Origin of the sequence: Streptomyces sp. MK7, from assembly GCF_032658145.1 — a bacterium.
In the GTDB taxonomy this organism is placed as follows: domain Bacteria; phylum Actinomycetota; class Actinomycetes; order Streptomycetales; family Streptomycetaceae; genus Streptomyces; species Streptomyces spiralis.
Genome location: NZ_JAVACL010000032.1, coordinates 1 through 21,446, shown reverse-complemented (window position 1 = coordinate 21,446; position 21,446 = coordinate 1). Strand labels below are relative to the sequence as shown.

The following is a 21,446-nucleotide window of genomic DNA, read 5'->3' as shown; positions in this document are numbered from 1 at the left end:
GGTGGCCGCTCAGGCTCAACAGGATTCCGCGGTCGAATCGGTTCACGGCGCAGCGCGGGACGCCGCGCGGGACGCCGCGCACGACTCCATGCGCGAGCGGGAGATCCGCGGCGAACAGGAACACCTGGACCGGGTGTACCGCCGGCTCGAGGAGAAGATCCACGAGGCGGAGTTCCTCATGCACGACGCGGCCAAGCGCGGCCAGGTCGGCACCCCCGGCGCGCTCGCCGAGCGTGACGCGCAGGTCTTCCGCGCGGGCATCCACCTCAACCGGCTGAACAACGAGTTCGAGGACTTCCTCTTCGGCCGTATCGACCTGCTCCCCGGCAAGGACGGCAAGAAGGGGCCCGACGGCGCGTACACCGCCGTGGAGCCCGCCGAGGGCGCGGTGCGCGAGGACAACACCGCCGACATCGCCGAGACGCTGCACATCGGCCGGATCGGCGTCCTCGACGAGGACTACTCCCCGCTCGTCATCGACTGGCGGGCGCCGGCCGCCGCCCCCTTCTACCGCTCCACCCCGGTCGACCCCGGCCGGGTCGTGCGCCGCCGAGTGATCCGCTCCAAGGGGCGGCGCGTGCTCGGCGTCGAGGACGACCTGATGCGGCCCGAGCTGACGGCCTTCCTGGACAGCCGCGAGCTGCCCGTGATCGGCGACGGCGCGCTGATGGCCGCGCTCGGCCGCGCCCGCACCCACACCATGCGGGACATCGTCGCCTCCATCCAGGCGGAGCAGGACCTGGTCATCCGCGCGCCCGCCGCCTCGGTGACGTACGTCGAGGGCGGCCCGGGCACGGGCAAGACGGCGGTCGCCCTGCACCGGGCGGCCTACCTGCTCTACCAGGACCGGCGCCGGTACGCGGGCGGCATCCTGATCGTCTCGCCGACCCCGCTCCTCGTGGCGTACACCGAGGGCGTGCTGCCCTCCCTCGGCGAGGAGGGCCAGGTCGCCATCCGTGCGATCGGCTCGCTGGTCGAGGGCGCCGAGGCCACGCTGTACGACTCGCCGTCCGTGGCGCGGGCCAAGGGCTCGTACCGGATGCTGAAGGTGCTGCGGAAGGCGGCGCGCGGCGCGCTGGAGCTGGGCCCCGGATCGGGCGCGGCGGCCGGTCCGGTGGCGGCCGCGGCCGCCCCGGCGGGGCAGCTCGCCCTCGGTGACGACACGGACGGCGCTGCCGCCCCGCAGACCCCCGCCGGACCGCCCACCCGGCTGCGGGTGGTGGCCTTCGGGCGCCGGCTGGAGCTGGAGGGCGAGGAGCTGGACCGCATCCGGCGCACCGCCCTCGGCGGCACCGCGCCGGTCAACCTGCTGCGCCCGCGCGCCCGCAAGCTGCTGCTGGACGCCCTGTGGGAGCGGTCCGGCGCCGGCGCCCGGCACACCGATCCCGAGCTGGCCGCCGAGCTGCGCTCCTCCTTCGACGAGGACGTGACGAGCGAGGACTCCTTCACCGCCTTCCTCGACGCCTGGTGGCCCGAGCTGACCCCACGCGCCGTGCTCGCCGCCATGGCCGACGAGCGGCGGCTGGGCCGCTGGGCGCGCCGGGTCCTCAACCCCGGCGAGGTCCGCAGGGTCGCCCGTGCGCTGAAGCGGGACGGGCATTCGGTGCACGACATCGCGATGCTCGACGAGCTCCGGGCGATCCTGGGCACCCCGGCCCGCCCGAGGAAGAAGCGCGAGCTGGACCCGCTGGACCAGCTCACCGGCCTGGAGGAGCTCATGCCGGTGCGCCAGGAGTCGCAGCGCGAGCGGGCCGAGCGCCTCGCGCAGGAGCGCACCGAGTACGCGCACGTCATCGTGGACGAGGCGCAGGACCTCACGCCCATGCAGTGGCGCATGGTCGGCCGCCGCGGCCGGCACGCCACCTGGACGGTGGTGGGCGACCCGGCCCAGTCCTCCTGGTCCGACCCGGACGAGGCGGCCGAGGCCCGCGACGAGGCCCTGGGCACCCGACCGCGCCGCCGCTTCGAGCTCACGGTGAACTACCGCAACCCGGCCGAGATCGCCGAGCTGGCCGCGAAGGTGCTCGCCCTGGCGATGCCCGGCTCCCGGGCCCCGTCGGCGGTGCGCTCCACGGGTGTGCGGCCGCGTTTCGCGGTCGTACGGGGCTCGGTGGCGAGCACCGTACGGGAGGAGGCCGAGCGGCTGCTGGACCGGGTGGACGGCACGGTCGGCGTGGTCGTCGCGATGAACCGGCGGGAGGAGGCCAGGCGCTGGCTGGCCGGCCTCGGGGACCGGGTGGTGGCCCTGGGCAGCCTGGAGGCGAAGGGCCTGGAGTACGACGCGACGCTGGTCGTCTCGCCCGCGGAGATCGCCGACGAGTCGCCGGCCGGCCTGCGGGTGCTCTACGTCGCCCTGACCCGGGCCACCCAGCAGCTGACGGTGGTCTCGGGGGAGCGGGACGAACCGGACGCGGCCGGGGTGCCGGACCTGCTCAGGGACTGAACCGCGAACCTGCTCAGGGACTGATTCCGCCAGAAGCGGGAGCTACGGGAATGGCCCCGCGGCATCTGTTTGTTAGCCTTGACCGTGACACCGGCTCGATCCAAGCCCCCGGGCCCAACCTTCGTCCCTTCGAGGGACCACTTGCCGCGAGGCGAGCATGGCGGGTCGGTGTCATGAACGTGTGAGAGGCCCACGTCACCGAGTGACGTGGGCCTCTTTCTTTGTGCGATCGTTTCTCGTATGGTGGAAGTTGTTTTCCGAAAGTGCGCGCTCCGCTGTGAACAAAACGTCCGCAATCCGGGGCGACTACCACGTACTCAGGGGTAGGTGCGACGATCGGACGGCTACAACTCGCGACACGGTGAAAGCAGAGGAAGTCGGCCATGGCAACGGCGCCCAGCGTCTCCTACTCGATGACCATCCGGCTGGAGGTGCCCGCGAGCGGAACCGCCGTCTCGCAGCTCACCACCGTCGTGGAGTCCTCCGGAGGCTCGGTCACCGGCCTCGACGTCACCGCGTCCGGCCACGAGAAGCTCCGTATCGACGTCACCATCGCGGCCACCTCCACCGCGCACGCCGACGAGATCGTCGGGAAGCTGCGCGGCATCGAGGGCGTCACGCTCGGCAAGGTCTCCGACCGTACGTTCCTGATGCACCTCGGCGGCAAGATCGAGATGGCGTCCAAGCACCCCATCCGCAACCGTGACGACCTGTCCATGGTCTACACGCCGGGTGTGGCCCGCGTCTGCATGGCGATCGCCGAGAACCCCGAGGACGCCCGCCGCCTGACCATCAAGCGCAACTCCGTTGCGGTCGTGACGGACGGCTCCGCCGTGCTGGGCCTCGGCAACATCGGCCCCAAGGCCGCGCTGCCGGTCATGGAGGGCAAGGCGGCCCTCTTCAAGCGGTTCGCCGGCATCGACGCCTGGCCGATCTGCCTGGACACCCAGGACACCGACGCGATCGTGGAGATCGTCAAGGCGATCGCCCCCGGGTTCGCCGGCATCAACCTCGAGGACATCTCCGCGCCCCGCTGCTTCGAGATCGAGGCCCGGCTGCGCGAGGCCCTGGACATCCCCGTCTTCCACGACGACCAGCATGGCACCGCGATCGTCGTGCTCGCCGCCCTCACCAACGCGCTGCGCGTGGTGGACAAGCCGATCGAGAACGTCCGGGTCGTGATGTCCGGCGCCGGAGCCGCCGGTACGGCCATCCTCAAGCTGCTGCTCGCGGCCGGTGTGAAGAACGCCGTCGTCGCCGACATCCACGGCGTGGTGCACACCGGCCGTCACGATCTGGTCGACGCCGCCCCCGAGTCGGCGCTGCGCTGGATCGCCGACAACACCAACCCCGAGAACCTCACCGGCACCCTGAAGGAGGCCGTGCGCGGCGCCGACGTCTTCATCGGCGTCTCGGCCCCGAACGTGCTCGACGGCGAGGACGTGTCCGCCATGGCTGACGGTGCGATCGTGTTCGCGCTCGCGAATCCCGACCCCGAGGTGGACCCGGCAATCGCCCGGCAGACGGCCGCAGTTGTGGCCACCGGCCGCTCCGACTTCCCCAACCAGATCAACAACGTGCTGGTCTTCCCGGGCGTCTTCCGCGGCCTGCTGGACGCCCAGTCCCGCACCGTCAACACCGAGATGATGCTGGCCGCCGCGCAGGCCCTGGCCGACGTGGTCACCGAGGACGAGCTGAACCCGAACTACATCATCCCGTCCGTCTTCAACGACAAGGTCGCCGGCGCCGTCGCCGGAGCGGTACGCGAGGCCGCCAAGGCGGCCGGGGCCGCACCGGTGAGCCCCAGCCCGACCAGCGTCGTCTGACACCCGCTCCGAGCGTCTCCGCCGAGTACCTCCTCTGGGCATCTGCTCCGAGCATCACTTGACAAACGGGTCATACTGACTGAAAACAGGCGTCCGGGGGCGGCGGCTCCCGGACGTGACGATGGCCACGGTGGGCCTGAAACCGGCGCGTCGCCGAACGCGTTGTCAGTGGCGCGCCTTATCGTGGCCGCCAGGCGCAGGCCCTCTTTTCGTGTGACTCCCAAGGGTGTTCTCACGACTCCTACGGGTGCCGGATTGGCTTTCCCGCCGCAGGTGGGGGCAGGATGCCTCCCTGGGCGCGAGGGTCTGACGAGGGACCCGGGTCCGGGGACCCACCGAGGACCCTGGCAGCATCGGCTTCGCTGGCCCAACATGCGGCTTCGCCGCGTGGTACGCCTCAACGGCAAGAAGAACACGGGAGTAACAACATGAACCGCAGTGAGCTGGTGGCCGCGCTGGCCGACCGCGCCGAGGTGACCCGCAAGGACGCCGACGCCGTGCTGGCCGCGTTCGCCGACGTCGTCGGCGACATCGTCTCCAAGGGGGACGAGAAGGTCACCATCCCTGGCTTCCTCACCTTCGAGCGCACCCACCGTGCCGCTCGCACCGCCCGCAACCCGCAGACCGGCGAGCCGATCCAGATCCCGGCCGGCTACAGCGTCAAGGTCTCCGCGGGCAGCAAGCTCAAGGAAGCCGCCAAGGGCAAGTGACCTTGCCGTTGGTACGCCTCGGGACGGCGTACGCGGCCCGCTAGGTCCGGCACCGACGTCAATGGGGCGGCCCCCCTTCACCGGGGGCCGCCCCATCGTCGTACGCGCCTGCAGCCGCGGGTGACCGCTACCCGAGCGCCTGGCCGGGCAGCTCCACCTTCGCGCCCAGTTCCATGAGCTTCTCCATGAAGTTCTCGTAGCCGCGGTTGATCAGGTCGATGCCGTGGACCCGGGAGGTGCCCTGGGCGGCCAAGGCGGCGATCAGGTAGGAGAAGCCGCCGCGCAGGTCCGGGATGACCAGGTCAGCGCCCTGGAGCCGGGTCGGGCCGGAGACGACGGCCGAGTGCAGGAAGTTGCGCTGGCCGAAGCGGCAGTCGGAGCCGCCCAGGCACTCGCGGTACAGCTGGATGTGCGCGCCCATCTGGTTCAGCGCGGAGGTGAAGCCCAGACGGGACTCGTACACCGTCTCGTGGATGATCGACAGGCCGGTCGCCTGGGTGAGGGCGACCACCAGCGGCTGCTGCCAGTCGGTCTGGAAGCCGGGGTGCACGTCCGTCTCCAGCGCGATGGACTTCAACTGCCCGCCGGGGTGCCAGAAGCGGATGCCCTCGTCGTCGATCTCGAAGGCCCCGCCCACCTTCCGGTAGGTGTTCAGGAAGGTCATCATGGAGCGCTGCTGGGCCCCGCGGACGTAGATGTTGCCCTCGGTCGCCAGCGCCGCCGACGCCCAGGAGGCGGCCTCCAGACGGTCCGGCAGCGCGCGGTGGGTGTAGCCGCCGAGCTTGTCCACACCGGTGATGCGGATGGTGCGGTCGGTGTCCATCGCGATGATCGCGCCCATCTTCTGCAGGACGCAGATCAGGTCCTCGATCTCCGGCTCGACGGCCGCGTTGGACAACTCCGTGACGCCCTCGGCGAGTACGGCCGTCAGCAGCACCTGCTCGGTCGCGCCGACGGACGGGTACGGCAGCCGGATCTTCGTGCCGCGCAGCCCCTTGGGCGCCTCCAGGTACTGCCCGTCGGCCCGCTTCTCGATCACCGCGCCGAAGTGGCGCAGCACGTCGAAGTGGAAGTCGATGGGCCGGCCGCCGATGTCGCAGCCGCCGAGGCCGGGGATGAACGCGTGGCCCAGCCGGTGCAGCAGCGGGCCGCAGAACAGGATCGGGATGCGGCTGGAGCCCGCGTGGGCATCGATGTCAGCCACGTTCGCGCTCTCCACCCGGGTCGGGTCGAGCACCAGCTCGCCCGGCTCCTCACCCGGACGGACCGTCACCCCGTGCAGTTGCAGCAGACCGCGTACGACCCGCACGTCACGGATGTCCGGAACGTTGCGCAGCCGACTTGGCTCACTGCCCAGCAGAGCGGCGACCATGGCCTTGGGCACGAGGTTCTTCGCACCGCGGACACGGATCTCGCCCTCCAGCGGGGTACCGCCATGGACAAGCAGGACATCGTCGTTGACGCTCATGTATCTCGCGTTCCGATGAGGTGGGCAGGGGGGTGGCCGGGCGCGGCCGATCACTTCGGTCAGGGCCGGGGAAGACAGAGTAATCGCCGTGCACCCCCCTGAAGTAAGCCCGAGTACCACCCAGCCACGTCATGGCTGTGTCACAACACGAACCGTTCCAGACCGGGCACATGGGGTCACCGCTCGGGCCGTGCGCCCTCGGCGCTCCCGTGCCCCGTGAGCAGCCCTCACTCCCGTAGCCGGATTGGCTCCCCACACCCGGGCAAGATGCGGGATCATGTCTGGCATGACCGAGGTGTCCTCGCTCACAGGGCGGCTGCTCGTGGCAACGCCCGCCCTGGCGGACCCGAACTTCGACCGTGCGGTGGTGCTCCTTCTCGACCACGACGAGGAGGGCTCCCTCGGTGTCGTCCTCAACCGTCCCACGCCCGTCGACGTGGCCGACATCCTTGAGGGCTGGGCCGACCTCGCCGGGGAGCCCGGTGTCGTCTTCCAGGGCGGCCCCGTGTCGCTGGACTCCGCGCTCGGCGTCGCCGTCATCCCTGGCGGCGCCTCCGGCGAGGGCGCCCCCCTGGGCTGGCGCCGGGTGCACGGCGCGATCGGACTCGTCGACCTGGAGGCCCCGCCGGAGCTGCTGGCCTCCGCCCTCGGATCGCTGCGGATCTTCGCCGGGTACGCCGGCTGGGGCCCCGGCCAGCTGGAGGACGAGCTGGTGGAAGGGGCGTGGTACGTCGTCGAGTCGGAGCCCGGCGACGTGTCCTCCCCGTCCCCTGAGCGGCTCTGGCGCGAGGTGCTGCGCCGGCAGCGCAACGAACTGGCGATGGTCGCCACATATCCGGACGACCCATCGCTCAACTGAACTCCGGACGCTTCAGTACCCTTGCCGTATGAGCACTCTCGAGCCCGAGCGCGGGACTGGTACGGGAACCCTCGTAGAGCCGACGCCGCAGGTGTCCCATGGTGACGGCGACCACGAGCGCTTCGCCCACTACGTCCAGAAGGACAAGATCATGGCGAGCGCCCTGGACGGGACGCCCGTCGTGGCGCTGTGCGGCAAGGTCTGGGTGCCCGGCCGCGACCCGAAGAAGTACCCGGTGTGCCCCCTGTGCAAGGAGATCTACGAGTCCATGAGCAGCGGCGGCGGCGACGACAAGGGCGGCAAGGGCGGCGGCAAGTAGTCGCCGGGAGTGGTTCAGACCTCACTGGTCCAGACCTCTTGTGGGTGCCCGCGGTAGTCCCTAGGCTCCGTCCGTGGCGCAGGACGAGATCAAGAACGATGTGATACCGGCGGCGCGCGCCGCCGCCGGCCCGGTGCGGGGCGCGTTCCTGTTCGACCAGGACACGACTCTGCGGGCCGCCCCCGGCACGGGCACCGCCGAGCGCTGGCTGCGCGCCACGCTCGGCGCGGCCCTCGGTCTGCCGCTGCCGGCCGTCAGGCCGGGCGGGCCGCCGGCCGCCGCGCCGGCCGCTGTGCCGGCCACCCCGTCGGCCACCCCGTCGGCCGTCGGTCCGGAGCAGGCGGCGAACTCGGTGCGGCTGCTCCTGGACGACACCCTGGAGCCCGAGGCCTACCGGCTCTGTGTGACCGACCGGAGCGTGGAGATCCGGGGCGGCGCCCCGGCCGGGGTCTTCTGGGGCGCGCAGACGCTGCGCCAGCTGCTCGGCCCGGACGCCTTCCGCCGCGCCCTCGTGCGACCGGGCGCCGCCCACGCCATCCCGGCCCAGGTCATCGAGGACGCGCCCCGCTTCCGCTGGCGCGGGCTGATGCTGGACGTGGCCCGGCACTTCATGCCGAAGGACGGCGTCCTGCGCTACCTGGACCTGATGGCCGCGCACAAACTCAACGTGCTCCACCTCCACTTGACGGACGACCAGGGCTGGCGGGTGGAGATCAAGCGGTACCCGAAACTGACCGAAACCGGCTCCTGGCGCTCCCGCACCAAGGTCGGTCACCGGGCCTCCCCGCTGTGGGAGGACAAACCGCACGGCGGCCACTACACCCAGGACGACATCCGCGAGATCGTCGCCTACGCCGCCGAGCGGCATATCAGCGTCGTACCGGAGATAGACGTACCCGGGCACTCGCAGGCCGCCATCGCCGCGTATCCGGAACTCGGCAACACCGACGTCATCGACACCACCGCCCTCACCGTCTGGGACAACTGGGGGATCAACCCGAACGTACTCGCCCCCACTGACAACACCCTGCGCTTCTACGAGGGCGTCTTCGAGGAACTGCTCGACCTGTTCCCGGCGAACGCCACGGGCGCCACGGGATTTTCGGAGTTCTTCCACATAGGCGGCGACGAGTGTCCCAAGGACCAGTGGCGTGCCTCACCTGCGGCGCAGGCCCGCATCCGGGAACTCGGGCTGGCCGACGAGGAGGAGTTGCAGGCGTGGTTCGTCGGCCACTTCGACAAGTGGCTTGCCGCGCGCGGGCGTCGGCTCATCGGCTGGGACGAGATCCTGGAGGGCGGGCTGGCGGACGGTGCCGCCGTGTCGTCCTGGCGCGGATACGCGGGCGGGATCGCCGCCGCGCGGGCCGGCCACGACGTCGTCATGTGCCCCGAGCAGCAGGTGTACTTGGACCACCGGCAGGACGCGGGCGCCGACGAGCCGGTGCCCATCGGTTACGTACGGACCCTGGAGGACGTCTACCGGTTCGAGCCGGTGCCGCCGGGACTCGACGCGGAGCACGCCCGCCATGTGCTGGGCACCCAGGCCAACGTCTGGACCGAGGTGATGGAGGACTCCGCGCGCGTGGACTACCAGACCTTCCCCAGACTGGCCGCCTTCGCCGAGGTCGCCTGGAGCGCTCTGCCCGCGCCCTCGCGACGGGACTTCGCCGACTTCGAACGCCGGATGACCACCCACTACCGACGCCTGGACGCCCTGGGCGTCGCCTACCGGCCTCCCACCGGCCCTCACCCCTGGCAACGCCGCCCCGGCGTCCTGGGCCGCCCGATCGACGGCCCGCCACCGGCCAGGTGACGGGTGGAGACGGGCCCGCGGCTGATGGGCGCGTCCTGACTGTTGGCGCGCCCTGACTTGTGGGCGAGCCCTGACTTGTGGGCGGTCCCCTGCCGGTGGGGCGGCTTCGGCGGGTGGGGCGGGTCCTGGTCGGTGGGCGGTGTCTCTGCCGGTGGGTTGGTCCCGGCCGGGGGGCCTTCGGCCGGTGGGCGAGTTTCCGGCCGGTGTTGGGGCGGTCCCCGTCGGGTTGGGTGGCCCCCCGGCGGGTCGGGCGGCCTCGGCGGGTCGGGTCGGCGGCCCTCCCCGGATTCCGGGTCTCCGGCATTCCGCTTCCCGGCCCCCGCCGCGCCGCGCGCTTCTCGAACTGACAGCGGAAAAAATCCGCAAGAGTCAGCGAAGGGTGGGAATTCGCCCGCAGCGGTGATGCCGTTTCAAAACGGACGATGTCCCCGATGAGGTGGGCGAATGCCTCCTGGCGGACCCGTGTCCTCGCCCCCTGCGAAGATGTGCCAGAGTTGCCACGTCCGCCCTGTCAGGTCGTACCGTACGGCAACACGGGTGGGACCAGTGGGGCAGCGGGAAGGGGCAAGCCGGTTTGACCACGCACGCACCGCAGGTGGCGCAGGCCGTCACGCTGCCCACGACACTGGACGAGGCCGTGGCGGCACTCACCGCCATGCCCGCCGCCGTGCCCGTGGCCGGTGGCACCGACCTCATGGCCGCCGTCAACTCCGGGCAGCTCAGGCCCGCGGCGCTGGTCGGCCTCGGCCGCATCAGCGAGATCCGCGGCTGGCAGTACCAGGACGGCCACGCGCTGCTCGGCGCCGGCCTCACGCACGCGCGCATGGGGCGCCCCGACTTCGCCGCCCTGATCCCCGCGCTCGCCGCCGCCGCACGCGCCGCCGGCCCCCCGCACATCCGCAACGCCGGCACCCTGGGCGGCAATATCGCCTCCGCCGCCCCCACCGGGGACGCGCTGCCGGTGCTGGCCGCCCTGGAGGCGACCCTGATCATCGCGGGTCAGGGCGGAGCCCGCCGGGAGATCCCGGTGTCGCACCTGCTCGCCGGGGTGGAGATGCTCCGCGCGGGCGAGCTCATCGGCTACGTGCGCGTACCGCTGCTGCACGCTCCACAGGTCTTCGTGAAGGCGACCGGCCGCACCGGCCCCGGCCGCGCCGTCGCGTCCGTGGCGCTGGTCCTGGACCCGGCCCGGCGCGGTGTGCGCTGCGCGGTCGGTGCCATAGCGCCGATGCCGCTCAGGCCCCTGGACGCCGAGCAGTGGGTGGCCCACCTCATCGACTGGGACAACGACCGCGCGATCGTGCCCGAGGCGCTCAACGCCTTCGGCGAGTACGTCGCCGCGGCCTGCATCCCCGACCCGGTCCCGGCCCCGGACGGGTCCGTGCCGCAGCTTCCACCCGCCGTACTCCACCTGCGGCGCACCGTCGCCGCGCTGGCCCGACGAGCACTGGGGAGGGCGCTGTCGTGACCGACGACCAGCACGCGGAGGGCACGCCCGGCAGCGGCGGCCGCTGGAACCCGCTGCCCCAGGGCGACTACGACGACGGCGCCACCGCGTTCGTGAAGCTCCCCGAGGGCGGCATCGACGCCCTCCTGGCCGCCGACAGCCCGCTGGCCGCGCCCGGCCACGGCTATGTGCCACCGCAGATAACGGTCACCCCCGCCTCGCCCGCGGCCACCGACCCGGCGGCCACCGGCGGCTGGGCCGTACCCGCCGCGCCCGCCGAGGGCGCCCAGTGGCCCGACCCGAACGCGGTGCCGCAGGACGGCACCGGGGACGCGGGCGCGGACGACCGGTTCGCGTACCACCCCGAGGCCACCCAGCAGTGGACCTTCCAGGACGACCATTCCCAGGCGCAGGGGCAGGCGCAGGCGCATTCCGAGGCGCACTCCCAGGCGCAGGTCCCGTCCCCGGCGCCCGGGCACGACGTCACGGGGGAGTGGTCGATCCCGGTCGCCGGCGGCGACCTCCCGGACGAGTCAGGCGAGTTCACCACGTCGTCCCTGGTCCAGCAGTGGGGCGGCACCCCTCCGCCCACCCTCCCGGGCGGCGCACCCGCCCCCTGGGCGACGGAGGCGATCGGTCAGCCGTGGGCGCGCCCGCCGCAGGACCCCGCCGACGGTGCGTACGACGGCGGCGCCTACGACGGCGAGCCCGACGCCCACCCGTATCCGGCCGAGCCCGCGACGACCGCCCCGCACCCCGAGGCACCGGCGGCGCGCGCCGAGCACCCGGAGGGCCGCCGGCACCCCGAGTCGGGGCCCGAGTCGGTGTCCGGTGGCCCCGCCGCGATCCCGGCGGCCGCACCGCGGCAGGCACGACCCGTCGCCGGGCGGGACAGCGCCGCACGGGACGCCGAGGCCGTGCAGCCCACCGCCGAACCTTCCGGGGTTTCCGGCGCTACCGGGGCCGAGGAGTCCCCCGAGGGCGTACGCGAGGGCGTCCAGGCGCCCGAGGAGGCCGCCACGGGCGCCGCTGGGCGCCCCGCCGCCCAGGACCCGGCCGAGGAGTCCGCCGACCCGCGCCGGGCCGCCGAAGAGCCCGTCACGGCCTCCGGCCCCACGGCCCCGGACGCCGACCCGGCCGACCCGGCCGACGCGCACCAGGAGGCCGCCGCCCCGGAGGGCCCGCCGCCCGCGCCGCCGCAGGACGAGCACCCGCTCGCCTCCTACGTGCTGCGCGTCAACGGCGTGGACCGGCCCGTCACCGACGCCTGGATCGGCGAGTCGCTGCTGTACGTGCTGCGCGAGCGGCTCGGTCTCGCGGGCGCCAAGGACGGCTGCTCGCAGGGCGAGTGCGGCGCCTGCAACGTGCAGGTGGACGGCCGTCTCGTCGCCTCCTGCCTGGTGCCCGCGGTCACCGCGGCCGGCAGCGAGGTCCGTACGGTGGAGGGCCTGGCCGTCGACGGACAGCCGTCGGACGTGCAGCGGGCGCTGGCGCGCTGCGGCGCGGTGCAGTGCGGCTTCTGCGTGCCCGGCATGGCGATGACCGTGCACAACCTGCTGGAGGGCAACCCGGCCCCCACTGAACTGGAGACGCGCCAGGCCCTGTGCGGCAACCTGTGCCGCTGCTCGGGCTACAAGGGTGTCCTGCGGGCGGTCGAGGAGGTCGTCGCCGAGCGCGAGGCGCACGCCGCCGCGGAGCACGCCCCGGCCGACGGCGGTGAGACGGACGCCGGCGAGCCGCGTATCCCGCACCAGGCGGGCCCCGGTTCCGGCGGCATCCACCCCTCTGCGTTCGGTGCACCGGCCCCGCACGGGCACCCCGATCCGCACGGGCACCAGGCCCCCCACGGACATCACGACCCGCATGACCCCTACGGCCACGACGGAGGCCAGGCGTGAGCAACGAAGCCGCCACCGCTGCCGCCACGGAGACCGCCCCCGCGCCGGAGCCGCTGCCGCACGGAATCGGCTCCTCGCTGCCGCCCGCCGACGTCCGCGCCAAGACGGAGGGCACCTTCCCGTACGCGGCCGACCTGTGGGCCGAGGGCCTGCTGTGGGCGGCGGTGCTGCGCTCACCGCACGCGCACGCGCGCATCGTGTCCATCGACACCACCCACGCGCGCGAGATGCCCGGCGTACGGGCCGTCGTCACCCACGAGGACGTCCCCGGCCGCCCGCTGTACGGCCGTGGCACGGTCGACCGCCCCGTCTTCGCCTCCGACGTCGTACGCCACCACGGCGAGCCCATCGCCGCCGTCGCCGCCGACCATCCGGACACCGCGCGGATGGCCGCCGCCGCCGTCATCGTCGAGTACGAAGTACTCGACGCGGTGACCGACCCCGAGCAGGCCTTCGAGGCCGAGCCGCTGCACCCCGACGGCAACCTGGTCCGGCACATCCCGCTGCGCCACGGCGACCCGGAGGCGGCCGGTGAGACCGTCGTCGAGGGCCTGTACCGCATCGGCCGGCAGGACCCCGCCCCGATCGGCGCCGAGGCCGGCCTCGCCGTGCCCCGCCCGGACGGCGGCGTCGAGCTGTACCTGGGCTCCACCGACCCGCACGCCGACCGCGACGCGCTCGCCGCCTGCTACGGCCTGGAGCCCGAGCGCGTGAAGATCGTCGTCACCGGCGTCCCCGGCGCCACCGCCGACCGCGAGGACCAGGGCTTCCAGCTCCCGCTGGGCCTGCTGGCGCTGAAGACCGGCTGCCCGGTGAAGCTGACGGCGACCCGCGAGGAGTCCTTCCTCGGGCACGCCCACCGCCACCCCACCCTCCTGCGCTACCGCCACCACGCCGACGCCGAGGGCAAACTGGTCAAGGTCGAGGCCCAGATCCTGCTGGACGCGGGCGCCTACGCCGACACCTCCGGCGACGCCCTGGCCGCCGCCGTCTCCTTCGCCTGCGGACCGTATGTCGTCCCGAACGCCTTCATCGAGGGCTGGGCCGTGCGCACCAACAACCCGCCCTCGGGCCACGTCCGCGGCGAGGGCGCCATGCAGGTGTGCGCCGCCTACGAGGCGCAGATGGACAAGCTGGCCAAGAAGCTCGGCGTCGACCCGGCGGAGCTGCGGCTGCGCAACGTGATGGCCACCGGCGACGTCCTGCCCACCGGCCAGACGGTGACCTGCCCGGCCCCGGTCGCCGAACTGCTCCAGGCCGTACGGGACCACCCGCTGCCCCCGCTGCCCAAGGACACCCCCGAGGACGAGTGGCTGCTGCCCGGCGGCCCCGAGGGTGCGGGCGAGCCGGGCGCGGTGCGCCGGGGCGTGGGCTACGGCCTGGGCATGGTGCACATGCTCGGCGCGGAGGGCGCGGACGAGGTCTCCACGGCCACGGTGAAGGTCCAGAACGGCGTCGGTACGGTGCTGTGCGCGGCCGTCGAGACCGGCCAGGGCTTCACGACGCTCGCCCGGCAGATCGTCCAGGAGACGCTGGGCATCGACGAGGTGCACGTGGCCCCCGTCGACACCGACCAGCCCCCGGCCGGGGCGGGCTGCCGGGGCCGTCACACGTGGGTGTCCGGCGGCGCGGTGGAGCGCGCGGCGAAGATGGTCCGCACCCAGCTCCTCCAGCCCCTCGCGCACAAGTTCGGCATGTCGACCGAGCTGCTCCAGATCACCGACGGCAAGATCACGTCGTACGACGGCGTGCTGTCGACCACGGTCACCGAGGCCATGGACGGCAAGGAGCTGTGGGCGACGGCCCAGTGCCGCCCGCACCCCACGGAGCCGCTGGACGAGGCCGGCCAGGGCGACGCCTTCGTGGGCCTGGCCTTCTGCGCGATCCGCGCGGTGGTGGACGTGGACATCGAGATGGGCTCGGTCCGCGTGGTGGAGCTCGCGGTGGCCCAGGACGTCGGCCGGGTCCTCAACCCCGCACAGCTGGCCTCCCGCATCGAGGCGGGCGTCACCCAGGGCGTGGGCATCGCGCTCACGGAGAACCTGCGCACCCCGCGCGGCCTGGTCCGCCACCCCGACCTGACGGGGTACGCCCTGCCGACGGCCCTGGACGCGCCCGACATCCAGATCGTGAAACTGGTCGAGGAGCGGGACGTCGTGGCCCCCTTCGGGGCGAAGGCGGTCAGCGCGGTCCCGGTGGTCACCTCCCCGGCGGCCGTCGCCTCCGCGGTCCGGGCCGCCACCGGCCGCCCGGTCAACCGCCTGCCGATCCGCCCGCAGGCGGCGGTCGTCACGGGCCAGTGAGCGGCTGAAACCAGCCGTTTCCGCAGGTCGGGGGCGTTGTCAGTGGCGCGTCGTAGTGTTTTCGGCAGTCGGGCAGTCGGTACGACGGCTTCGGAGAACACGGGGGAACGATGAGCACGACCTGCACCGCGGTGACCGCCCGGGCCGAGGGGGCCGGGGAGGCCGGGGACCTGAACCCGGGCCTGACGCTGCGCCTGCCCGTCCGCCTCCTGGACGAGGAGTTCGGCCGGGGCCGCGTCGTCCGCTTCGAGGACGTCGACTTCCCGGCCACACTCACCCACGAGCCGACCCGCCGCTTCCTGCGGGAGAGGGGCCTGCCCGAGGACGGAATCCTCTTCGGGCTGGACACCGACATCCCCCTGCGCACCCTCGCCGAGTACTACGCCGACGAGCACCCGGGCGATTACCGGCCCGGCGGACTTCCCTCCCACGCCGACCGCTTGATACGCCTCGGCCACTTCGCCGAGGGCAACAGCCTGGTGGTCGACGGAGCCACGGGCGAGGTGTGGAACTGGAGCGCGTCCGAGGCCACGCTCCACCCGTTCGACGAGGACGTCTCCACCCTCGCCTTCAGCCTCTGGCTGCTGCACCGCACGCTGGGAGGCCGTGGCGGGAATCGAACCCGCGTACCTCGCTTTGCAGGTCTGTCCGCGCTCGTCAGGGCATGATGCGGACGCGTTCACCGACGTTCAACCTCGAACGGATGCAGCGTCCTCTGATGCGGCGTGTACGGCTCTGGACGGCCGTGTACGGGGACGAATGAGACGGAAACTGAGACGGCGCCAGCGACCAGAAGACGGCCGCCTCGGCGCCTTCCAATCGGGCGCAGAAGTGAGAACGGCACGGCGGCAGCCGGAGGCCAAGATACTCCGGAACGGCCCATCATCTGCGGTGATTTGGTGATCTCGGCCGATTGTCAGACCCCCCTGGCATCCTTCGTGGCGTCAGTTAGCCCTCAAAGAAGAGAGCATGGACATGGATGTTGAGCAGGCGCTCCAAGGGTGGCTCACGCCGGAGCAGTTCTCAGCCGCCGTCGCGCCGGAGGATGAGGTTCTCGCGCTCGCGGGTGCCGGGTCCGGCAAGTCGCGGACCCTGGCCGGACGGGTTGCCCATAAGGTCGCCAACGGAGCAGGCCCGGAGTCGATCGTCGCGTTCACCTTCACCGAGAAGGCCGGAGAGCAGATCAAGACGCGCGTGGCCCAAGCCCTGAAGGTGTGCGGGGTGGACCCGCTCATGGTCGGCGGCATGTACATCGGGACGATCCACGCCTGGTGCCATCGCGTTCTCGGTGAGATGGACGCTCGCTACCGTCAGTTCGATGTCCTGGACGAGATGCAGTTCCTCGTCTACCTGATCTCCCGATATCCCAAGCTCAACATCAATCCTCTGCGAGATGCGCACCTCACGGCGAAGGGGAAGCGACGGGGGTACTTCGAGACGCTCAAGGAGCTGAGTCGTGCCTGGCACATGATGAATGACGAGCTGCTCGACCCCGCGCAGGTCGCTGCCGAAGACCCCGCTCTGGGAGACGCCCTGGAGCGGCTCCGTCTCCACATGGAGCAGGACAACTTCATCGACTTCTCCCTCATGCAGCGCCTCGTGGTCGAGGCCCTCGAAGCTGAGGAGCCCGGTGCCATCCAGGCCCTCGCGCCGCTCCGCCACGTCCTCGTGGACGAGTACCAGGACGTCAACGTCGTACAGGAGCGGCTCATCGGCCTGATGCACCGGAACTCCGAGACGCTGTTCGTCGTCGGTGACGACGACCAGGCGATCTACGGGTGGCGCGGCGCCGACGTCACGAACATCCTGGAGTTCAACCGTCGATACCCCAAGGCTGCAGTCCACAAGCTGCTGACGAACTTCCGCTCCACCTCGGCGATCGTCGAGGCCGCTGGCAAGTTCGCAGCCGAGACGCTGGGTCCCGCAAGGCTGCCGAAGCAACTGCAGGCGGCTGCAAACCGTGATCCGCGCGAGTTCGCGGTACTGAACTTCCCCGTGCGCGCCATGGAAGCGGCGTTCGTTGCCGAGCGCATCGATGAGCTGCTCGGTACTGCCTACACGGAGTCGGACGGCACTGTCCGGGGACTGACTCCTGCCGACTTTGCCATCCTCATGCGTTCAACGGGACAGCCAGAGTCGGACGGCACCAAGCGCCATACGGCTTACATTCGGGCACTTGAAGCCCGCGCCATTCCGTACGACCTGAACGCCGGCGGACAGCTCTTCGACCGCGCGCAGCCCGCAGCGGTTCGGAGCGCCTTCGAGCTTTTGCGCGAGGCGACACCCGACCGCACTCAGGTGGAGCAGATTTTCCAAAAGGAACTGAAGCCCGCCTTCCCGCAAGCCGATCTCGGCCGCGTCATCCGTGTCTTCGCCGACTGGGGCCCTCGTATCCACGCCCCTGCCGGACCGGGACTCTCGCGCCAGCGGCTCTTCCCTCAGCAGCTCTTGCACGACCTCCTCGAAGCCCTCGCTGTCGCTCACAGCGGGTTCGACGACGGTGTGATGGCGGACCTGGGCACCTTCAGCCGCATCCTGCAGGACGTCGAGACCGTCTACCTCTCCATCGACGGCAAGTCGCGATTCGGTGAGCTTCTGAACTTCCTGCAGAACGTAGCTGGCGACGGCTATGACACCGACAACCAGATGATGGCCCGGCCCGATGCCGTCACCGTTTCTACGGTCCACAAGGCCAAAGGCCTGGAGTTCCCCGTCGTTTTCGTCGTGGATGTAGAGCACGGCCGCTTCCCCGGACGACGTCGAGGGTATGACGGTTGGATGCCGGAGGTGTTGATTCAGCAGGCCATCGACAACGGCTCCTACCAGACAGGCGACCACGATCAGGCACGCCTCTTCTATACGGCGATCACCCGAGCCGAGCGATATCTCTACGTCACAGGATCCGCACTCCTTCCCGGAGGCAAGCGGCTGACAAAGGAATCTCACTACGCTGCTCGGCTGGACCATTCGGAGATCAGGCGAGATCTCTTGGACCCGACCGCTCCGCCGCGTGTCGCGCCGCTGGCGGCAGCGCAGCGCCGGCGCGGTGACGAGTCGGTCCTTCCGACGACGTACTCTCAGATCCATACCTTCATGCGGTGCCCCCAGGCTTACAAGCTGAGCGTCGTCAACGGCTTCTCACCGGCCATCCCGGAGCTCTTCGGCTTCGGCCGCGCTGTGCACGCGGCCGTGGGGAAGCTCCACCAGGCGTACAGGGACAAGGCCCCCACACCCGACGAAGCCCGGGCGATCGCCGAGAACATGTTCCACCTGAAGCACGTGGCCCCCAGCTCCGACCCGATCAATCGTCCAGGCGCTTACGAACGAGCCAAGCAGAAGTCGTCGGACATCGTCTCCGACTACGCGGACAAGTACGGCACCGACTTCGAGCTCAAGCGGCAGGTCGAGCTTCCCTTCGAGATTCCCGTGGAGGGAGCTGTCATCTCGGGGGCCATCGACCTGCTTCTGAGTATGGACAGCTCGGACAAGATCCATGAGGCCAAGGTCATCGACTTCAAGACCATGGCAGGGGGGCCGGAACCGACCAACAACCCTGACCTGAACTGGGAGGATCTGTCTCTCCAGGTGCAACTCTACGGCCGGGGCGCCGATGTGGTTCACGGCATGAATGCACGGACGGGCGCTGTGCACCTGCTCAAGGACGGCCAGCGTGTTCAGGTTCCCGTTGACGCCGACGCGGTAGACGCCGCGGTCGCCAACGTGGAATGGGCGGTGAGTCGTATCACCGAAGGTGACTTTCCGCAGCGCGGCTCACGTACCAAGTGTGCCGAGTGCGACTTCGCGCAGATCTGCGCCAAGAAGCTGGAGCCCTTCGCCACGGAGGGCGAGCCGCCGGCCCTGCACCTGCCGGATGGCAACGGCGGGAAGCGCTTCCTCAAGGTGAGCGCCTTCTCTCGCACTGGCCCGAACGAGTAGTCCACCGAGACTCTAGGTTGGTGGTTCCCCGTTTCTGAAGACGAGGAGCCGCCAACCTTGCCGTCCCAGCGTGTCTACGCTTTGCAGGTTTGTCTGTGCAGGGCCAGTGCATGATCAAGCAGGTTCGTCAGCGTCCTTGGCGTACGAGCGATGAGCCCATCGGCGCGCGGTGAACTGCATCGGACTGCCGCGCACGGGGTTGGATGAGACGGGAACTGAGACGGCCGACTCCGTCTGCCGCTCAGCCTCTTGTGCTGCTACGCCCCATGGTTGGACGGCGAGTAGCATCGGCTTCGTCAACCAGACGGGGGAGGCTGGCATGGACTTCGCAGGGCTTGTGTCCACGGCGACGGGGATGGTGATCTCTGGAGCCAGTCTCGCCTTCGCTGTCTACGGATTCGTACGGCGGCAGCGCGTAGAGTTTGAGGACGGGCTTGCTGAAGAGCGAAAGCGAATCAACGCGACGCTTGAGAGATCTCACGCCCGCGGGTGGGTCGAGGCCGCCGGGGAAAATTCTGTCGTTGCAGCGGGCGAGGGTTCAGTAGTCACTGGAGAGCACGCAGTCATAACTGAGGCCCCTACTGAGCGTTCTAAAGTGCACATCTTTACCGAGCAGGTTGATCCACAGTCAGCGGCGCGGCGGCATATTGAAGATGAACGCTTCGCCGAGTTGCTTGGAGAGTATTACGCGTACGGGCTCGCTCAAGCAAAAAGTAGCTTTGTGGCCAGTCAGCGTTTCGCTGGCCTGGGAACATCAATTCTGCTACTCGGAATTGCCCTAGCAGTTTGGCGCACAGAAACGACCGGAGATCTGTATCTGGGTATAGTGACCAGCTCTGTGGGCGTCGTGACAACCCTGATCGGCCAGTTGTTCCATAGGCGTGCAGACATCGCCTTGAGGCATATGGCAGATCAGACTGGGTCGCTTCGCGAGGACATGCGCCGAGAAAGGGCAACCGATCAGGCTCTATTGTTGCTGTCTCATATGGACGACAAGGAGACTAAGGCTCGTCTTCAAGCCGGATTGATAATGAAGCTAGCTGATTCGAGTATGCCGTCCCTCTCTGACGGCACGATGGTGATTTCCGAAACGTATACAGACACCGATGGTGCACATTCGTGACGCAGCTCCGCATAACGGGCTCTCCGCGTGAACCAAGACCTGAGTTTTCTTGGTTTCGGATCGGCGTAGCTTGGCGCCGCCGTACCCCTGTCGTCTGTCTCTCGTACGCTCCGGAGTCTCCATGGTCACCCCGACAAGTCCGCTCACGCCTCAGACTGTTCAACGGCTCGCCTTCATCCGGTTTCTTCACGAACAGGGTGTGGCGCAGTCCAGGCAGCCGCAACCTCTCGCGGCGACGTCTGTACTGTCCTTCCATGATGCTGTTGAACTGTTTCTTGTCTTGGCGGGCGAACACCTTCAAGTCAGCCTTCCCACTCAGATTCAGTTCGCCCAGTACTGGGACAAGCTCGCTCCCAACTTGCCTCCGAACACACAGCTGCCGAGCAAGAAGGCTATGGAGCGGATGAACAAGCTCCGGGTCAGCCTCAAGCACCACGGCGCTGTGCCGTCTCCGACGGACATCGAACAGGTTCGTGCGGACGTGCTTACCTTCTTCACCGACGCGACACCGCTGGTCTTCGGAGGTGACTTCAGCCGCATCGACATGCTCGACCTGGTGAACCGCCAACAGACCGTGAGGTTCCTGCAGTATGCGCAAACTTGCGTGGACAGCGGCGACCTACTACAGGCAATGGCGGGGCTCGCGATCGCGTTCACCGAACTCATCGAGCACTACACCGAGTCCCGGCAGTTGTCCTACCGTCCGCCCTTCCGGTTCGGAGGGAAGTTTCGCGATTATCGAGACGAGGGCTCCAAGATATCCGGAGACCGAGATGTCAGGAAGGCCAACCTTTCGCGTTTCGCAGGGTTGGTTAAGGACATGTCGAAGCAGGTCGCCACACTAACTAAGGCCACAAAGGACATGCGCCGGGCCATGCAAGTGATGGCCCTCGGGATCGATTACACCCGCTATGTGCAGTTCGAAACCGTGACACCGGCAATCCTGCGTTACATCGGTGAGCGTACGGATTTCATCATCGAGGAGGGGCACAAGGCCCTCACCGTCGATGATTACCATTTCGGCCGTCTCTTCGTGATCGAGTCCGCTTTGCAGGCGGCGAAGGTTGACGAAGTGCTGCAGAGGAGGCGCGCAATCCACGAGGCCAGTAACCCTACTCCTGGAGTTTGGCACAGGGGCGAGCAACGCCGGTGGCAAGGTCCTGACCCTTCTGGCGAGTAATCGCACTTATCCTGCTGGCCGACGGTGGTGGAACCGCCGGTTTGCAGGTTTGTCCGGGCTGGTCAGAGCATGATCCAGACGAGTTGGTGCGCGTTCAATGCCGTACGGATGCCGTGGCTAA

13 protein-coding genes and 1 pseudogene are annotated in these 21,446 nt (G+C 70.0%); 13 read left to right on the top strand and 1 reads right to left on the bottom strand.

What is annotated here, in order from left to right; all coding sequences use genetic code 11:
- Window position 1: 1 nt before the first annotated feature.
- From R2S09_RS28325 to R2S09_RS28315, 3 genes are all read left to right on the top strand, one after another.
- Window positions 2–2,443: a UvrD-helicase domain-containing protein gene (locus tag R2S09_RS28325; RefSeq protein WP_316744102.1), complete on the top strand. Its 2,442-nt coding sequence runs from the start codon at window positions 2–4 to the stop codon at window positions 2,441–2,443.
- Between the two features lie 383 nt (window positions 2,444–2,826).
- Window positions 2,827–4,269, top strand: a complete 1,443-nt coding sequence (locus R2S09_RS28320; RefSeq protein WP_306189394.1) for an NAD-dependent malic enzyme — start codon at window positions 2,827–2,829, stop codon at window positions 4,267–4,269.
- A 428-nt stretch (window positions 4,270–4,697) separates the two neighbouring features.
- Complete coding sequence (locus R2S09_RS28315) at window positions 4,698–4,979, top strand: HU family DNA-binding protein (protein ID WP_003990598.1); 282 nt, start codon at window positions 4,698–4,700, stop codon at window positions 4,977–4,979.
- A 127-nt stretch (window positions 4,980–5,106) separates the two neighbouring features.
- Here the strand turns inward: R2S09_RS28315 and murA are convergent, their stop codons facing one another.
- A complete protein-coding gene (gene murA, locus R2S09_RS28310) occupies window positions 5,107–6,447 on the bottom strand; it encodes a UDP-N-acetylglucosamine 1-carboxyvinyltransferase (protein ID WP_306189396.1) in 1,341 nt (446 codons plus the stop codon).
- 286 nt (window positions 6,448–6,733) lie between these two features.
- On the opposite strand from murA, the gene R2S09_RS28305 reads away from it, so the two are divergent.
- From R2S09_RS28305 to R2S09_RS28260, 10 genes and pseudogenes are all read left to right on the top strand, one after another.
- A complete protein-coding gene (locus R2S09_RS28305) occupies window positions 6,734–7,306 on the top strand; it encodes a YqgE/AlgH family protein (RefSeq protein ID WP_306189397.1) in 573 nt (190 codons plus the stop codon).
- Window positions 7,307–7,334: 28 nt separating this feature from the next.
- A complete protein-coding gene (locus R2S09_RS28300) occupies window positions 7,335–7,625 on the top strand; it encodes a DUF3039 domain-containing protein (RefSeq protein WP_306189398.1) in 291 nt (96 codons plus the stop codon).
- A 73-nt stretch (window positions 7,626–7,698) separates the two neighbouring features.
- Entirely contained in the window at window positions 7,699–9,438 is a 1,740-nt protein-coding gene (locus R2S09_RS28295; RefSeq protein WP_316744078.1) for a beta-N-acetylhexosaminidase, read from the top strand.
- A 574-nt stretch (window positions 9,439–10,012) separates the two neighbouring features.
- The gene (locus R2S09_RS28290) at window positions 10,013–10,906 is read left to right on the top strand and encodes an FAD binding domain-containing protein (RefSeq protein ID WP_316744076.1); all 894 of its coding nucleotides are present in this window, start codon (window positions 10,013–10,015) and stop codon (window positions 10,904–10,906) included.
- Window positions 10,903–12,783, top strand: a complete 1,881-nt coding sequence (locus R2S09_RS28285; protein WP_316744074.1) for a 2Fe-2S iron-sulfur cluster-binding protein — start codon at window positions 10,903–10,905, stop codon at window positions 12,781–12,783. The genes R2S09_RS28290 and R2S09_RS28285 overlap by 4 nt, the downstream gene beginning before the upstream one ends.
- Window positions 12,780–15,086 (top strand): xanthine dehydrogenase family protein molybdopterin-binding subunit, encoded by a 2,307-nt coding sequence (locus tag R2S09_RS28280; protein WP_306189402.1) that lies wholly within the window; start codon window positions 12,780–12,782, stop codon window positions 15,084–15,086. The genes R2S09_RS28285 and R2S09_RS28280 overlap by 4 nt, the downstream gene beginning before the upstream one ends.
- 179 nt (window positions 15,087–15,265) lie before the next feature.
- Window positions 15,266–15,742, top strand: a pseudogene (locus R2S09_RS28275) (SUKH-4 family immunity protein); the annotation flags it as partial.
- Between the two features lie 313 nt (window positions 15,743–16,055).
- On the top strand, window positions 16,056–19,022 hold the full coding sequence (locus R2S09_RS28270; RefSeq protein ID WP_316744071.1) for an ATP-dependent DNA helicase: 2,967 nt from the start codon (window positions 16,056–16,058) through the stop codon (window positions 19,020–19,022).
- A 319-nt stretch (window positions 19,023–19,341) separates the two neighbouring features.
- On the top strand, window positions 19,342–20,145 hold the full coding sequence (locus tag R2S09_RS28265) for a TRADD-N-associated membrane domain-containing protein (protein WP_316744070.1): 804 nt from the start codon (window positions 19,342–19,344) through the stop codon (window positions 20,143–20,145).
- Between the two features lie 121 nt (window positions 20,146–20,266).
- Window positions 20,267–21,325 (top strand): hypothetical protein, encoded by a 1,059-nt coding sequence (locus R2S09_RS28260; protein ID WP_316744069.1) that lies wholly within the window; start codon window positions 20,267–20,269, stop codon window positions 21,323–21,325.
- The last annotated feature ends 121 nt before the right edge of the window (window positions 21,326–21,446 follow it).

Coding starts and splice junctions, on each gene's coding strand:
- R2S09_RS28320 (WP_306189394.1), top strand. CDS start 2,827: ATGGCAACGGCGCCCAGCGTCTCCTACTCGATGACCATCCGGCTGGAG.
- R2S09_RS28315 (WP_003990598.1), top strand. CDS start 4,698: ATGAACCGCAGTGAGCTGGTGGCCGCGCTGGCCGACCGCGCCGAGGTG.
- murA (WP_306189396.1), bottom strand. CDS start 6,447: ATGAGCGTCAACGACGATGTCCTGCTTGTCCATGGCGGTACCCCGCTG.
- R2S09_RS28305 (WP_306189397.1), top strand. CDS start 6,734: ATGACCGAGGTGTCCTCGCTCACAGGGCGGCTGCTCGTGGCAACGCCC.
- R2S09_RS28300 (WP_306189398.1), top strand. CDS start 7,335: ATGAGCACTCTCGAGCCCGAGCGCGGGACTGGTACGGGAACCCTCGTA.
- R2S09_RS28270 (WP_316744071.1), top strand. CDS start 16,056: ATGGACATGGATGTTGAGCAGGCGCTCCAAGGGTGGCTCACGCCGGAG.
- R2S09_RS28265 (WP_316744070.1), top strand. CDS start 19,342: ATGGACTTCGCAGGGCTTGTGTCCACGGCGACGGGGATGGTGATCTCT.
- R2S09_RS28260 (WP_316744069.1), top strand. CDS start 20,267: ATGGTCACCCCGACAAGTCCGCTCACGCCTCAGACTGTTCAACGGCTC.